Origin of the sequence: Natronorubrum tibetense GA33, assembly GCF_000383975.1 — an archaeon.
In the GTDB taxonomy this organism is placed as follows: Archaea; Halobacteriota; Halobacteria; order Halobacteriales; family Natrialbaceae; genus Natronorubrum; species Natronorubrum tibetense.
The window spans coordinates 2,686,394-2,698,976 of sequence record NZ_KB913017.1; the positions used below are offsets into that span (position 1 = coordinate 2,686,394).

The following is a 12,583-nucleotide window of genomic DNA, read 5'->3' on the forward strand; positions in this document are numbered from 1 at the left end:
TCTTACAGTTCTCTGTCGAATGAGACAAGCGTTGCGTCAACAGCGTTTGCAGTGGCGAGAACAAGTGCATCCATCGGATAGAGTAGTGTCTTTTTCTGAAGCTGATTTGCCTCGATCATATCCGATGCGTCTGGGAACGTGACGGTCCTCCGGGAACTAACTCGCTGTTCGATTCGCTCGACGCGCTCACGTTCGAACTGCTTCTTTTTCGATAGCACTGATCGAAGTTCCATAGGGTTCAGAACGGACGTATGGGTCTCGTCGAACTCGTCGAGAACACGAACGGCAGTTTCGGAGCGGTCGGTATCGTGAGTTACAGCAGCGACAAGAACGTTCGTGTCGGAAAAGAGTTTCATAGCCGTTCGCGAACGTCACGGACCTTTTCGACTGCATCAACGTCTACGTCGACGGCTAACTCAGAGAGTGCGTCTCCGAGCGGGACCTCTTCGTCATCCTCAGGGTCTCCAGCCATGAACTCAGCGAAGTCGTCGGTTGTGAGACTCATACCGTATGATTACTGGGAAAATTGCAAAATCCTACTGGTGGAACCGAATCGAATCAATCCCGTCCAACTACTCAGGGCTCTCGAGTGCCGACGTTCGCGAACCACTGTTCCCGTGATCAACACCCGTGTGTAGTAAGCGGCCACGGTCGTCGGAATGTCCATTCGTTGCGACCGGTCCCACTGATAGCTGCGTCCGGAAAATCCCAGAAGAGCTATAGCTTTCATCTGGAAGAGATATGTATGAAGCGACGCGCTCTCCTGTCGACAACCGGCGTTTCGCTCCTCTGTGTGTCTGGATGCACGTCCGTCGACGACGACCCAGCGCTCCCACTTCTGGATTCGGTCTCCGTCCGGAACCGATACAGTGAGCCTCGAGATGTAGACGTTACCGTCACAGAGGGCGAGGAGACGCGCTTTTCGGAGACGTATACGATCGATCCCGGATCGGAACCTGTCGAAGAGGCCCCCGTCGACGGGGCCGGTCAGTACCTCATCCGAGCCGCTACCAACGACAGCGAGCAGGAAGTTGCCGCCGCTGACAACATCGACGGGGAGGAGCGATGTGTCAGCATTCGGTTCGAAATCAGCAGTACCGGCGGATTCACTCCCCCGTCAATCATCTCCTCTCGTGACTGCTGAGTGTCGAAACTGTATCGAGTCGGCTTCGGTTGTGGATCGTTCAGTGTGGCTCGAGGAGTGTCCGCTTCAGCGACTATCCGATTGACATCCTCCTCCGGCTAAAGCCGGAGGAATCCTGAGTCAAGCGAATCGAAGATTCGCGTACGTCGCAAACCTCCGGTTTGCTCAGTGTTGGAGATTTCAGGTTTACAGTCCTACCGAGCATCCGAACGGTGAGAATCCGTGGGATGCTCACGGACTGTAGCGGGTGGGACTGCTGGGAGTGCCAAGCCCCCGGTACTCCTATCCTCTATCATATTCGGACTCCTAGAGTTGTTTTTGCCTCGGGGAGTCCGGTAGACTTCGACGGACTCGGAGTTACTTTCTTCGTGCTTACAGCAGTCAACTCCAGTCGAACCCTGTGAGGGTTCGCCGGTCATCGACTGGTTCCGATTACTGTTTGATTGCTTGGGGCGGGCAGGCCGCCATCGTAGGACGAGGCAGAATCACTCTGTTCTAGCCTGATTCCTCCTTCTACATAGGATGGTCTGCCACTTGAAAATACGGATCAGAAATCTCGAACTGGCCATCGAAACGTGGATTGTGTTTGTGTTGTCGGATTCATCCTGCGGCTAAAGCCGCAGGTATTCTCCTTGCTTTGTATAATTCAAAGCGGTACAGAATTTTGATGGGAGGGATTTGAACCCATTGTGAGACGTTCCTGCTCCGTCGCTTCGCTCAGTCCGCGGGCTGGCACTCACAGGGCTTTAAATCCCAGCTTCGACGACTATTCGCGCCGCTCACGAAGTTGTTCGCGGCGCAAAATTATGGACTCGCTGGGATTTGAACCCAGGGCCTCTTCCTTGCGAAGGAAGCGATCTACCACTGATCTACGAGCCCTCGACCGTTCCTAACCTCGGTTTCTATTTGTAGCTTGTGTTTCGAGGACGATTCGAGAGTCACCACCACTCGAGTCGCCCCACTCACTCGAGCCCGGATAGTAAAATCGTAATTAGTATAATTGTGATTTTATAATCACAATTATTATGGCCGTGGCCCGCGAGAGACCGGTATGAGTCAGCCACGGTTCGTCGACCGCGAGGACGAACTCGAGCTTCTGAAATCGCGGTTCGAGAGCGACACGGCCGAGTTGCTCGTCGTCTATGGCCGGCGACGCCTCGGGAAGAGCGCGCTCGTCCGAGAGGCGATCCGGGACCGCGACGACGCGATCTACTGGCAGGCGACCGAGGAAACGGCGGCTGCCCAACTCGAGAACTTCGTCGAGACGGCCAGCGAGACGGTCCCGATGCTCGAGGACATCAAGCGCGACTGGGAGGCCCTGGTCCGGGCGCTCGGACGACAGGACGCGGTCGTCGTCATCGACGAGTTTCCGTATCTGGTCGAATCCGACGACGCGCTGCCCTCGAAGATCCAGCGGGTCTGGGACCTCCACCTCGAGGAGACGGCCGCGACGCTCGTGCTCGTGGGGTCGTCGATCAGCGTCATGGAAGAGAAGGTCCTCAGCGGTGGTAGCCCGCTGTACGGCCGCCGGACGGGGACGATCGACCTCCCGCCGCTCGAGCTTCGGGACGCACGGCGGTTCTATCCGGAGGACGATCCCGATTCGATCGTTCGGACGTGGAGCGTGTTCGGTGGAACGCCGTACTATCTGCAGGCGCTCACCCCCGATGCGTCGCTGGCCGAAAACATCCAGTCCCACGTGCTCTCCGAACACGGTGTCCTTCACAACGAACCCGAGTTCCTGTTGCGAACGGAGTTCGGCATCCGAGAGCCCCAGACGTACTACACGATCCTCCGGGCGATCGCGACGGGGAAGCGAGAGTCGAACGAGATCGCGGACTTTGCCGGCGTCGACTCGAACGCACTCAGCTCGTACCTCTCGAAGCTGCGCCGACTCCGGTTGATCGAACGAGATATTCCGGTGACGGCCAATCCAAACGCGACCCGGAAGAGCCGGTATCGGCTGAACGAGCCGCTGTTCAACTTCTGGTTCCAGTACGTCTACGGACAGGAGGGGAAGATCGCCCAACTCGGCGACGACGCCTACGAACAGCTGGTCGAACCGAGCTTTTCGGAGTACATGGGGACGATGTTCGAGCGCGTCTGCCAGAACGCGCTCCCGTCGCTCGTTCCCAAAACCTATCAGGGGATCGGCTACTGGTGGCACGACCACCACGAACTCGACGTCGTGGGACTCGCGAGCGACGGGACCCTCGTCGCTGGCGAGTGTAAGTACACCACCAGGGAGATGACGAAGAACGATCTAACCGCGCTCGAGCGACGAACGGCTCAGGTGCGGTGGACGCCACCCGAGGGCACCGAGCTGACACACCGCTACTGTTGTTTCTGCCGGTCCGGATTCTCGGCCGAACTTCGAGCGGTCGCCGAGAATCGAGACGACATTTCGCTGTTCACCCCGGCGGATATCGTCACGAACTGACTTCGAGCCCGATCCGACAGCGTACAGAGCAGCCCACGATTCGTCGTATTCGACCAGCTACAGCCTCGAGCCGCGCCCACCCGACCCGCCGACGTGTAACACCCGAAGCCGCCCGGCCAACAGTCCGACGAGGAAGCCCGTGAAGTGTGCGAACAGGGCGATTCCGGGGCCGCCGGTCGCAAGCGTCACGGCGATCGCCAGGCCGACGAACACCAGCACGGCAAACCACTGCGGGACGTCGATGAACGATGCCAACCCGGCCGACAGTCGGTTCGAGGCGATCAGGTAGCCCAACAGGGCGAAGACGGCCCCGCTGGCGCCGAGGACCGGAGCCTGTTCGACCCAGCCGCCGACGAGGGGCATCCCTTCGAAGACCCCGCTGAGGACGATCTGTGAGATTCCGGCGATCACGCCCGTCACCAGGAAGAACGTGTGGAATCGAAGTCGGGTAGTCGCCCGCGCGACGGGCCACCCGAAGACGATCAGCGCGAGGCTGTTCGACACCAAGTGGCCGATCCCGCCGTGGGCGTAGACGCTCGTGACGATCGTCCACGGGTTGGTCGTCAACGGCGTCGCGAGGACGAACAGGCCGGCCATCACGCCGATCCCAATGATTGCCGTGAGCTGCTGGGCGGCGAAGACGACGACGAAGACGATCAGGAGTTCGACGATGGGACTGCTCGACCCCTCGGTCGATCGGTCGTCCCCACTGGCGTCGGACCCGAGGGAGGTAACTGACTGCGACCGCGAACGCCTCGACATAGGAGCCTCTCCGACGGCGACCGACAAAAGCCTCCGCACTGACTCGTAGAGTGTGAGAACGGCGGACCGACTCGAGTGTGGTACGTGGTGGTGAACGTAGACGGACTCTCAGTGTGGACTCGAGTGGATCGCTGGTGAGGGTTTAGACCGGCTGTCGATTACGACTCGAGTATCCTGCTCGTGCTGGCGGCGATGAGGGCCACACCCTCCCCAACCGATTCGTTCGTTCCCTACGGTCTCTCACTCATCCACTGGAAGACGCAAGCGTCTTCCAAGCTGCTGAAAAATCGAAGATTTTTCGCATCGCGAGACGGCAACGCCGTCTCGACTGACTTCGCTCGTGCTACTCGCGAAGACCTCACGCGACTTCGGACCGCGGTTCGTCATCGACTCACCGCGGCCCAGCACGCGCCACTGCACGTGGACTGACGGTATGTACTCAGTACGTGAATAACCACACAGCTATCGCTCCGACCCAGAATCAACGCGCAAAAACGGTGAAAACGCGAATCGACCGTTAGTCTTCGAGGACGATCTCGATCGAGACGTCGTTCGGCACCTGAATGCGCATGAGCTGGCGGAGTGCGCGTTCGTCGGCGTCCAGATCGATCAGGCGCTTGTGGACGCGCATCTCCCAGTGCTCCCACGTGGCAGTGCCCTCGCCGTCAGGCGACTTCCGGGTCGGCACCTCGAGGGTCTTCGTCGGCAGCGGGATCGGACCGCTCAGGTTGACGCCGGTATTGTTCGCGATCTCGCGGACATCGTCACAGATGTCGTCTAAGTCTTCTGGGCTCGTGCCCGCGAGTCGAACGCGTGCCTGCTGCATTTATTCTTTCTCGTGAACTTCGAGGACCTTTCCGGCCGCGATGGTCTGACCCATGTCGCGGATGGCGAAGCTCCCGAGTTCTGGGATCTCGCTCGATGGCTCGATGCTGAGTGGCTTTTGTGGTCGGATGGTGACCACAGCAGCGTCACCCGACTGGATGAAGTCGGGATTCTCCTCGGCGACCTCGCCGCTTGCTGGGTCCATCTTCTTGTCGATGGACTCGATCGTACAGGCGACCTGTGCGGTGTGGGCGTGGAAGACCGGCGTGTAGCCAGCCGTGATCACGGACGGGTGCTGCATGACGACGACCTGGGCCTGGAACGTCTCGGCGACGCTTGGCGGCTCGTCGGCCGGGCCACAGACGTCACCGCGGCGGATGTCGTCCTTACCGATGCCGCGGACGTTGAATCCGACGTTGTCACCGGGCTCGGCTTTTGGCACCTCTTCGTGGTGCATCTCGATCGTCTTCACTTCGCCGCCCACGTCGCTGGGCTGGAAGGAGACGTTGTCGCCGATGTTCATGATACCGGTTTCGATACGTCCGACTGGGACGGTACCGATGCCGGAGATCGTGTAAACGTCCTGGATCGGGAGTCGGAGCGGCGCGTCCGTCGGTGGCTCCGGTGCCGGCAGGTCGTTGAGTGCCTCGAGCAGGGTACGGCCGTCGTACCACGGCGTGTTGTCGGAGGCTTCGGCGATGTTGTCGCCTTCGAACGCCGAGATCGGGATGAACGAGGCGTCGTCGGTCTGGAACTGAACCTGCTTGAGCAGCTGGTTCACTTCGTCGACGACATCGTCGAAGGTATCCTCTTTGTAGTCGACGACGTCCATCTTGTTGATGCCGATGATGAGTTCGTCGATACCGAGGGTTCGGGCCAGGAAGACGTGCTCCTGGGTCTGGGGCGCGACACCGTCGTCAGCGGCGACGACGAGGACGGCGTTGTCCGCCTGGGATGCGCCCGTGATCATGTTCTTGACGAAGTCGCGGTGGCCAGGACAGTCGACGATGGTAAACTCGTACTCGTCAGTCGAGAACTCCTGGTGGGCGATGTCGATGGTGACACCGCGCTCTCGCTCTTCGGCGAGGTTGTCCATGACGTAGGCGAACTCGAATCCGCCTTTGCCCTTCTCTTCTGCTTCTTCGCGGTGCTGTTCGATGACGTGCTCTGGTACGCTGCCTGTCTCGTACAGGAGGCGTCCCACGAGCGTGCTCTTCCCGTGGTCAACGTGGCCGATGATGGCCAGGTTCTGGTGTTGTTCGCTCATTGTTGTAGCTCACGCGCAGAGGCGCTTATATCGGTCTCTTTTGCTCGTTGCGGTTAAAACCATTTCGAAAGCGTATTCTGCCGATCCCGACGCCTTCTTGCGGTTTGGCTAGCATTCACACGATGTGGGCGGTTCGATCGACGGGCCTGTCGACCGGTGAGAGTGTCCCTCCGACACGTACTATCGCCTGTGCACGAATGAATATTTCAAACTCACTGACGAACTGCACTGGATACGTGAGAACGAGAGCGAACGTGTTGACGAGAACGACGTGTCGACGGGGCGAACGCGTCCCGACGTTCAGCGGTGACCGCGAATCGACCGGCTACAGCGGCGGGAGCCGACCCACGTCGGAGAGGATCGCCGTCGCCGTCTCCGGACCGCCCGCCCCGCGTCCGCTCGAGTGAAGCGAGCCCGCGTTTCGCGTCTCGATCTGAACGATGTTTCGCGTGCCGGTGACGGCCAGTGGACCGTTCTCGGGGACGAGTCGCGGCCCGACGCGGACGCCGTCGCGAGTCGCTTCGCCGATGAGGCGGATCGTCCGGCCGTCCTCTGCGGCGAGGTCGAGTGCACTACCGGGAATCGACTGGATGCCCTCGACCGTTGCGTCCTCGAGCGAGAACCCGCCGTCGGCGAGTACGTTTGCGAGGATGACGAACTTGAGCGCGGCGTCGGTGCCGTCGACGTCGAACGTCGGATCGGCTTCGGCCACGCCGAGGTCCTGAGCTTCTGCGAGGACGTGCTCGTAGTCGAGTCCCTCCGCGGCCATCCGCGTGAGGATGAAGTTCGCGGTGCCGTTGAGCACCCCGCGAACCGCAGTTACGGCCTGCGGCGTCGAATCTTCGATCGTCGAGAGCACCGGAATCGCTCCGCCGACCGTGGCCTCGAACCGGATCGATCCCTCGCTGTCGGCCTCGAGCGTGCGGAGTTCTTCGTACCGTTCCGCGACGGGGCCCTTGTTCGCTAACACGACGTGGCGGTCGGCCTCGAGTGCGCGTTCGACGTGCGAGAAGCCGGGTTCGGCGTCGCCGAGTGTCGTCGGCGTCGCCTCGACGAGGACGTCGTAGTCGGTTTCGAAGACGTCGACGGGATCGCTCGAGCCCAGCGCGTCGCCGCCGACCTTTCGCTCGAGTGTGCCCTCGATGTCGATCCCATCGGGATCGACCGTGGCGGTCGTGGAGTCGGCGATCGCGACGACGTCGTGTCCGTATTCGCCCGCGAGATCGGCCACCGAGCGGCCGACGTCACCGGCGCCGAGGATTGCGAGTTTCATGCGGCGTCACCTCCGAGGAGGGGTTCGACGACAGTGAGGTCTTTGTCCGAGCCGATGGAGCGAATCGCCTCGAGCGCCGCGTCGGACCGGCCGGAGTCGATGGCCAGTCGGATACGAGCACTCGAGACGGCCTCCGTCCCGTTGGGTGCAGAAAGCGAGAGGTCCCGGACGACGGCGTTCGCTTCGTCTTCGATCCGTGAGAGCGTGTTCGACAGGTCGTGTTCGACGATGTTGCCGACCAGCACGACGTTGATTTCCTCGCCGTAGTGTTCCGCACCGGCCTGAATCACGTTGACGCCGGCGTCGCGCAGGGCGTCGACGATACCGTCGAATCGATCCGGCGGTGACTCGAGATCGACCTCGACCGGGATGTGCCCGCGCGGGGTCATGTTGCCGCGCTCGTGGTGGATACTCAGCAGATTCCCACCGTTGTCGGCGATCGGTGCGAGCGCGCGAAGCAACTCGCCGGGCTCGTCGACGAGTTCGAGGCGGACGGTGTAGGCGCGAACACCGCCGTCCGTCTCCGTGTTCTCTTCCGCGGCGGAATTGTCACTCACTGCCGTCACCTCCTGCTTTCGGGCGTCCACACGTCGTCATGGTATACGACTCCGTAATGGGCGCGTAAAAGGATATAGGAATTCCCAAAATGATCCGGCCCTGTTACCGACACGCACACCGAGTCAGGGCGAGACACCGGTCGAGCATCGACTCGCTCCGGACGACGGGACTCGAGTCGGTTCGGGACTTAGAGGTGATCCTTTCCAGGGTTCGAAGAGCCCCAGTCGCCGCGACCGCCCTCGGTGCGGTCAACCCCCATGATCGATTCGGCCTGATCGGGGCCGCCGAGGCTCTCGCGGGGGTCGGGGACGCGGACCGTAATATCGTCGATTTCGGGCCAGGTGAGCAGTTCGGCCTCGATGTTGCTCGACGTGATACCGCTGACCGAACAGCCCTCGCAGCCGCCGCCGAGTTCGATAATCACTTCGCCGGTCTCGGGGTCCGCTTCCCGGACGGCGCTCGTCCCGCCGTGCATCTGAATGATCGGCATCTCTCGGGTGAGCCAGGACTCGACGCGCTCTTTGAGCGACGGCTCGCCGTCCGCATCGGCGTCGGCTGCTGCGTCGGACGTAGTCATTACCCGAACTACGGGTTCGAACGGTGAATAAGGTTTTGACAGCTGCTACCATCCATCAGGATCAACCCTGAGGATTTCGGGCGATGGAGCGGTTACCGATCGGTGTCGTCGCGGCGACGGAGCCACTCGAGCGCGACGGCCCCGCCGGCGAGTCCGGCGAGACCGGCCGCGCCGGTGAATCCGGGGATCGAATCGAGCGGGTCGCCGGACGCGCTCGAGTCGGGATCTGGATCGGTCGAGAAGGTGTACAGCGCGCCCTCAGTCTCAGCGCCGGGAATGAGCGGCGTGCTGCTCGCGACGAACGTCTCGCCGGGGTCGGCGACGCGTGCGGTCCAGAAGCCGGCCGTGTCGGTGTCGCGCCAGTGGGCCAGTTCCTCGGGTTCGGCGGGATCGCTCACGTCGTGGATCTTGACGCCGCCCTGGTACCACGAGGAGTAGAGACGGTCGTCGCGCAGTTCGAAGTTGTGGGCCGTCGTCCACTCCTCGCCGTAGTAGGAGGCGTCGTCCGCGGGGGGCGCGTCGATCGAGGCAAGTTTCCCGGGCTCGGTCGGGTCACTCACGTCGTAGAGATCGATCCCACCGGGGCCGTCGGGTTCGTCACCGCCCGTCGCCCAGGCCTCCCGGCCGACCGCGAGGAGGTCGCCGGTGTCGTCGACCGCCGAGTAGTGGTCGTTGCCCGGCAACCCCATCTGTGCCTCGTTGTCGTCGAGCGCCAACGATTCCTCGAGATCGATGTCCATCACGCGCGAAACGTACTCAGGTTCGGTTGGATCGCTCACGTCGATCAGATAGGTTCCGGCGTTCCAGTGGGCGAGATAGGCGATCTCATCGTGGACGTAGACGTCGTGATTGTAGCGTGCGAGCCAGTAGACCTCCTGCCATTCGGGTTCGTGTTCGACGAGCGACCAGCGACCGATCTCCGCGACATCGTCGTCGCTCACGTCGAATATGACGAGCGGGTTCTCAGCCTCGCTGTTGGCGACCACGTAGAGCAGGTCGTCCGCGAGAAAGCAGTTGTGGATGTGGTAGCCGGTTTCGTAGGGGTCGCCGACGGCGACCGGATCGGCGGGGTCGCTCACGTCGTACAGTTCGAACCCGTGGAAGACATCGTCCGCCTGTTGGTTCGCCGGGCCGGCGACGACCAGTCGGTCGCCGTCGACTTTCACGTCGAGAATCTCCCGAAACGGCGCGTCGTCGACCTCGAGCGGGAATCGGTCCTCGAGCAGTTCGGGCTCGGATGGATCGCTGATATCGACGGTCGCGAAGCCGTCGGTGGTGGCGAGGTAGGCTGTCTCTCCGTCGTCGCCGACGACGGCTTCGGCGGCCCCGGTGACGTCGACGCGGCCGAGCGGTTCGTAGCTGTCTGGCGCGCTCTCGGCGGCGGCCGCCGTGGCTCGAGTCGTTGCTGTGACGACGGCCTCCGAAAGGGCCAGTGTCACTCCGGCGGCCCCACTCGTCCGGAGGAAGTCTCTCCGCTGCATACGATATCCTCGTACCGACCGTTCAAGAAACGCGTGGTCGGTTACCGGCCAGTGAGTGGGCGTCTGTCGATCGGAGAACAAGAGACGGCACGTCGGGCTCGCAAGCCGATACGGATCGTTAGACGCCGTGTCGGTCCCGACAGTCGTCACAGATCATCGAATTGAACCACTTTCGCTCGCCGCAGCCGTGACAGATCTGGTGCCACTCGAACTCGAGGTCGACGTCGACGGTCGCCGAATCCACCTCGGTTTCACACAGGGCAACCTCGACGGATCGCCTCGTAAACGTGACCGAATCCGGATTGACGAGGAGCAACGAAATCTCCTGGCACTCCTCCTCCCCCCGAAGGTCGTCCCCCGTAGCCATCGTGGGCGGTCAGATATTACCGTACACAATAAGCGTTCTCCCCAACAGTACAGTAAATACGGAATTAACAGGAATCGGTTACCTGTACAGCACCAACAGCTGCCCTGACGAGTCTATCAGTACGTCGTGTAGAGGGGTGTTATCGATTCCTGATCCGCAACTGAGGGAGGCGTCCGCCGAAACCGACGAGCGCGCGGGAGCCACGCGACTACAGCCGCTGGCGGTCGCCGGTCCCGCCGGTCAATGCACTCGCGAGCGCGCCCTCGACGACCACGTCGTCGCCCTGATCGGTGACGCGGATCTCTGGCACGTTCGTCATTACCGATTCTGCGACGTGTTCTCGGATCGGGTCGACGACCAGTTCTTCGTTGTGTAAGGCGACGGCGCCGCCGAAGGAGACAACGATCGGCGCGAACGCGTGGATGACGTTCGTCACACCCATTGCGTTCCAGTGGGCGAGTTGCTCGATCGCGTAGTCGGCGAGTTCGTCCTCGCCGGCCAGATCGAAGACGTCTTTCGCCGTGAAATCGGGCCCATCGAGCGGCAGATCGGTCTCGATCGTCGGGTCGTCTTCGGCGAGCAGTCGGGCATAGTCCGGGATCGCGTTGCCCGAACAGTAGGCCTCCCAGTGGCCGTCGCGACCGCAACCGCAGGTCAGGCGACCGCGCGGATCGACGACGTAGTGGCCCACCTCGCCTGCGTTGCCGTCCCAGCCGCTCACCACGTTCCCGTCACAACAGACGCCGGCACCGATCCCCGAAGAGATGGTGATGTAGACCATGTCGTCGGGATTTCGGTCGGCGTGGAACCGTTCGCCGATGACGCCGGCGTTGGTGTCGTTGTGGAGGTAGACCTCGTCGCTGTCGATCAGTTTCTCGATGGGACCCGTCAGGGGGATTCGATCGATCGAATCGGGAAGGTTCGCGGGATCGATCACGGTCCCCTCTGCGAGATCGAACGGGCCGATCGAGCCGATTCCGGCGGCGACGATCTCCGTCGGCGTGATCCCGGCGTCGCCACACGCGCCGCGAAGCGTCCGCAGGACGCCCTCCGTCACGTCGATTCCCGTCGGTCCGCGCGGCGTTGCCCGGCGGTCTGCGCCGATCGTCGTCCCGTCCTGTTCGGCGACGACCGCCCGGACGTTGGTCGCGCCCAGATCGACGCCGGCATAGTAGTCCATGCTGTCTTAGAAAGCGCCGTCGCCGTACTTAACTACACAGATCGTACTCGACTACGAGTAGTGTTTGCAACAAATCGAGTCAGCAGTCCGTACGAAAACACGGGAGACGACTCGAGCATACGAGGCGACTCGAGCGGCCTCGAGGAACCATCGCGTCCGATTCGGTGAACGAGCGGCAACGAGAGCAGAACCGGCCGACTACTCCATGACGTCCAGATCACGGAAGTACGTGACCGGGCAGGGTGCCTGCAGGATGATCTCCTGAGAGACCGAGCCCAGTACGGCCTTCTCCGCGGGCGAGCGGCGTCGGCCGCCGACGACCATCCGATCCGCGTCGACCTCGATCGCCATGTCGACGACCTTGCTGCCGACCTCGCCGACTGCACCGCGGACCTCGTAGTCGACGCCGGCGTCCGCAAAGATTTCCTCCAGATCCCCCACCGGTGCGCGTCGGGCGGCGACTTCGTCGGGATCGACATCCTCGACGCGAACGTCGAAGCCGAGGTCGTCGCGGACGTCCTCGTACTCGTCTTCCGTGAACGCGTGACCGATCACGACCCTCGCATCGAGCGGCTCTGCGATCTCGAGGACGGTATCTGCGAGTTCCCCCGCGCGGACGGTATCCATCGGCCCGACAGCAAGCAGTATCGTATCGATCGCCATACCACAATTGTGGTCGTGCCACCCGCTTAAGTATTCTCGTCGTCGC

Annotated in this window: 14 protein-coding genes and 1 tRNA gene; 2 read left to right on the forward strand and 13 right to left on the reverse strand. The window is 62.0% G+C overall.

What is annotated here, in order from left to right; genetic code table 11:
- Positions 1-2: 2 nt before the first annotated feature.
- Both NATTI_RS0113915 and NATTI_RS26565 read right to left on the reverse strand, forming a co-directional pair.
- On the reverse strand, positions 3-356 hold the full coding sequence (locus tag NATTI_RS0113915; protein WP_006090075.1) for a type II toxin-antitoxin system VapC family toxin: 354 nt from the start codon (positions 354-356) through the stop codon (positions 3-5).
- Positions 353-505 carry a hypothetical protein gene (locus NATTI_RS26565; protein ID WP_006090076.1) on the reverse strand — a complete coding sequence of 51 codons (153 nt, stop codon included), beginning with the start codon at positions 503-505 and terminating at the stop codon, positions 353-355. Before NATTI_RS26565 ends, NATTI_RS0113915 begins: the two co-directional genes overlap by 4 nt.
- Positions 506-745: 240 nt before the next feature.
- Between NATTI_RS26565 and NATTI_RS0113925 the strand changes: the two genes are divergently transcribed.
- Positions 746-1,144: a hypothetical protein gene (locus NATTI_RS0113925; protein WP_006090077.1), complete on the forward strand. Its 399-nt coding sequence runs from the start codon at positions 746-748 to the stop codon at positions 1,142-1,144.
- An 807-nt stretch (positions 1,145-1,951) separates the two neighbouring features.
- Here the strand turns inward: NATTI_RS0113925 and NATTI_RS0113930 are convergent.
- Positions 1,952-2,023 (reverse strand) — tRNA-Ala (locus tag NATTI_RS0113930).
- 172 nt (positions 2,024-2,195) lie between these two features.
- Here NATTI_RS0113930 and NATTI_RS0113935 point away from each other — a divergent pair.
- Positions 2,196-3,584, forward strand: a complete 1,389-nt coding sequence (locus NATTI_RS0113935; protein WP_006090078.1) for an ATP-binding protein — start codon at positions 2,196-2,198, stop codon at positions 3,582-3,584.
- A 57-nt stretch (positions 3,585-3,641) separates the two neighbouring features.
- Here the strand turns inward: NATTI_RS0113935 and NATTI_RS0113940 are convergent, their stop codons facing one another.
- The 10 genes from NATTI_RS0113940 to NATTI_RS0113985 form a co-directional block, all read right to left on the reverse strand.
- Complete coding sequence (locus tag NATTI_RS0113940) at positions 3,642-4,346, reverse strand: rhomboid family intramembrane serine protease (RefSeq protein WP_006090079.1); 705 nt, start codon at positions 4,344-4,346, stop codon at positions 3,642-3,644.
- 517 nt (positions 4,347-4,863) lie between these two features.
- A complete protein-coding gene (gene rpsJ / locus NATTI_RS0113945) occupies positions 4,864-5,172 on the reverse strand; it encodes a 30S ribosomal protein S10 (protein WP_006090080.1) in 309 nt (102 codons plus the stop codon).
- Positions 5,173-6,438 carry a translation elongation factor EF-1 subunit alpha gene (gene tuf, locus NATTI_RS0113950; protein WP_006090081.1) on the reverse strand — a complete coding sequence of 422 codons (1,266 nt, stop codon included), beginning with the start codon at positions 6,436-6,438 and terminating at the stop codon, positions 5,173-5,175.
- Between the two features lie 325 nt (positions 6,439-6,763).
- The gene (locus NATTI_RS0113955; protein WP_006090082.1) at positions 6,764-7,711 is read right to left on the reverse strand and encodes a homoserine dehydrogenase; all 948 of its coding nucleotides are present in this window, start codon (positions 7,709-7,711) and stop codon (positions 6,764-6,766) included.
- Positions 7,708-8,277: an amino acid-binding protein gene (locus tag NATTI_RS0113960; RefSeq protein ID WP_027119167.1), complete on the reverse strand. Its 570-nt coding sequence runs from the start codon at positions 8,275-8,277 to the stop codon at positions 7,708-7,710. The genes NATTI_RS0113955 and NATTI_RS0113960 overlap by 4 nt, the downstream gene beginning before the upstream one ends.
- A gap of 179 nt (positions 8,278-8,456) precedes the next feature.
- Positions 8,457-8,846 carry a NifU family protein gene (locus NATTI_RS0113965; protein WP_006090084.1) on the reverse strand — a complete coding sequence of 130 codons (390 nt, stop codon included), beginning with the start codon at positions 8,844-8,846 and terminating at the stop codon, positions 8,457-8,459.
- 92 nt (positions 8,847-8,938) lie between these two features.
- Entirely contained in the window at positions 8,939-10,327 is a 1,389-nt protein-coding gene (locus tag NATTI_RS0113970; protein WP_019991889.1) for a hypothetical protein, read from the reverse strand.
- Between the two features lie 118 nt (positions 10,328-10,445).
- The gene (locus NATTI_RS0113975) at positions 10,446-10,694 is read right to left on the reverse strand and encodes a hypothetical protein (RefSeq protein ID WP_006090086.1); all 249 of its coding nucleotides are present in this window, start codon (positions 10,692-10,694) and stop codon (positions 10,446-10,448) included.
- Positions 10,695-10,902: 208 nt separating this feature from the next.
- Complete coding sequence (locus NATTI_RS0113980; protein ID WP_006090087.1) at positions 10,903-11,874, reverse strand: ROK family protein; 972 nt, start codon at positions 11,872-11,874, stop codon at positions 10,903-10,905.
- 198 nt (positions 11,875-12,072) lie between these two features.
- Positions 12,073-12,537, reverse strand: coding sequence for a universal stress protein (locus NATTI_RS0113985; protein ID WP_006090088.1), 465 nt, complete (start codon positions 12,535-12,537; stop codon positions 12,073-12,075).
- Positions 12,538-12,583 lie beyond the last annotated feature (46 nt).